This is a genomic window from Pseudomonas sp. DE0157 (assembly GCF_007678615.1).
Classification (GTDB): domain Bacteria; phylum Pseudomonadota; class Gammaproteobacteria; order Pseudomonadales; family Pseudomonadaceae; genus Aquipseudomonas; species Aquipseudomonas parafulva_B.
Genome location: NZ_VEJN01000029.1, coordinates 1,268 through 3,605 on the forward strand (window position 1 = coordinate 1,268; position 2,338 = coordinate 3,605).

At 50.7% G+C, this 2,338-nt stretch carries 2 rRNA genes (1 of these 2 only partly in view); both read left to right on the forward strand.

Annotated elements, in window-relative coordinates:
• Positions 1-134: ribosomal RNA gene (locus FS777_RS21125) — 16S ribosomal RNA — on the forward strand (its annotated part extends 1,267 nt beyond the left edge of the window); the annotation flags it as partial.
• A 30-nt stretch (positions 135-164) separates the two neighbouring features.
• Positions 165-2,338 (forward strand): 23S ribosomal RNA (locus FS777_RS21130); the annotation flags it as partial.

Consider the following 2,338-nt stretch of genomic DNA (forward strand, 5'->3'; position numbering starts at 1 on the left):
CCGTTCTTTAAAAATTCGGATATGTGATAGAAATAGACTGAAGACCAGTTTCACTGCTGGAATTCAGGCTAAGGTAAAATTTGTGAGTTCTGCTCGTAAGAGCGACGTGCGAATTTTCGGCGAATGTCGTCTTCACAGTATAACCAGATTGCTTGGGGTTATATGGTCAAGTGAAGAAGCGCATACGGTGGATGCCTTGGCAGTCAGAGGCGATGAAAGACGTGGTAGCCTGCGAAAAGCTTTGGGGAGTCGGCAAACAGACTGTGATCCAGAGATCTCTGAATGGGGGAACCCAGCCAGCACAAGCTGGTTATCTTGTACTGAATACATAGGTGCAAGAGGCGAACCAGGGGAACTGAAACATCTAAGTACCCTGAGGAAAAGAAATCAACCGAGATTCCCTTAGTAGTGGCGAGCGAACGGGGACCAGCCCTTAAGTTGATTTGAGATTAGTGGAACGCTCTGGAAAGTGCGGCCATAGTGGGTGATAGCCCCGTACACGAAAATCTCTTGTCAATGAAATCGAGTAGGACGGAGCACGAGAAACTTTGTCTGAATATGGGGGGACCATCCTCCAAGGCTAAATACTACTGACTGACCGATAGTGAACCAGTACCGTGAGGGAAAGGCGAAAAGAACCCCGGAGAGGGGAGTGAAATAGAACCTGAAACCGTATGCGTACAAGCAGTGGGAGCCTACTTTGTTAGGTGACTGCGTACCTTTTGTATAATGGGTCAGCGACTTATATTCAGTGGCGAGCTTAACCGAATAGGGGAGGCGTAGCGAAAGCGAGTCTTAATAGGGCGTTTAGTCGCTGGGTATAGACCCGAAACCGGGCGATCTATCCATGGGCAGGTTGAAGGTTAGGTAACACTGACTGGAGGACCGAACCGACTACCGTTGAAAAGTTAGCGGATGACCTGTGGATCGGAGTGAAAGGCTAATCAAGCTCGGAGATAGCTGGTTCTCCTCGAAAGCTATTTAGGTAGCGCCTCATGTATCACTGTAGGGGGTAGAGCACTGTTTCGGCTAGGGGGTCATCCCGACTTACCAAACCGATGCAAACTCCGAATACCTACAAGTGCCGAGCATGGGAGACACACGGCGGGTGCTAACGTCCGTCGTGAAAAGGGAAACAACCCAGACCGTCAGCTAAGGTCCCAAAGTCATGGTTAAGTGGGAAACGATGTGGGAAGGCTTAGACAGCTAGGAGGTTGGCTTAGAAGCAGCCACCCTTTAAAGAAAGCGTAATAGCTCACTAGTCGAGTCGGCCTGCGCGGAAGATGTAACGGGGCTCAAACCATGCACCGAAGCTACGGGTATCACCTTATGGTGATGCGGTAGAGGAGCGTTCTGTAAGCCTGTGAAGGTGAGTTGAGAAGCTTGCTGGAGGTATCAGAAGTGCGAATGCTGACATGAGTAACGACAATGCGAGTGAAAAACTCGCACGCCGAAAGACCAAGGTTTCCTGCGCAACGTTAATCGACGCAGGGTTAGTCGGTCCCTAAGGCGAGGCTGAAAAGCGTAGTCGATGGAAAACAGGTTAATATTCCTGTACTTCCAGTTATTGCGATGGAGGGACGGAGAAGGTTAGGCCAGCCTGGCGTTGGTTGTCCAGGTTTAAGGTGGTAGGCTGAAATCTTAGGCAAATCCGGGATTTCAAGGCCGAGAGCTGATGACGAGTTGCCTTTAGGCGATGAAGTGGTTGATACCATGCTTCCAAGAAAAGCTCCTAAGCTTCAGATAACTGGGAACCGTACCCCAAACCGACACAGGTGGTTAGGTAGAGAATACCAAGGCGCTTGAGAGAACTCGGGTGAAGGAACTAGGCAAAATGGCACCGTAACTTCGGGAGAAGGTGCGCCGGCGAAGGTGAAGGGCTTGCCCCGTAAGCTTTTGCTGGTCGAAGATACCAGGCCGCTGCGACTGTTTATTAAAAACACAGCACTCTGCAAACACGAAAGTGGACGTATAGGGTGTGACGCCTGCCCGGTGCCGGAAGGTTAATTGATGGGGTTAGCGCAAGCGAAGCTCTTGATCGAAGCCCCGGTAAACGGCGGCCGTAACTATAACGGTCCTAAGGTAGCGAAATTCCTTGTCGGGTAAGTTCCGACCTGCACGAATGGCGTAACGATGGCGGCGCTGTCTCCACCCGAGACTCAGTGAAATTGAAATCGCTGTGAAGATGCAGTGTATCCGCGGCTAGACGGAAAGACCCCGTGAACCTTTACTATAGCTTTGCACTGGACTTTGAATTTGCTTGTGTAGGATAGGTGGGAGGCTTTGAAGTGGGGACGCCAGTTCTCATGGAGCCATCCTTGAAATACCACCCTGGCAA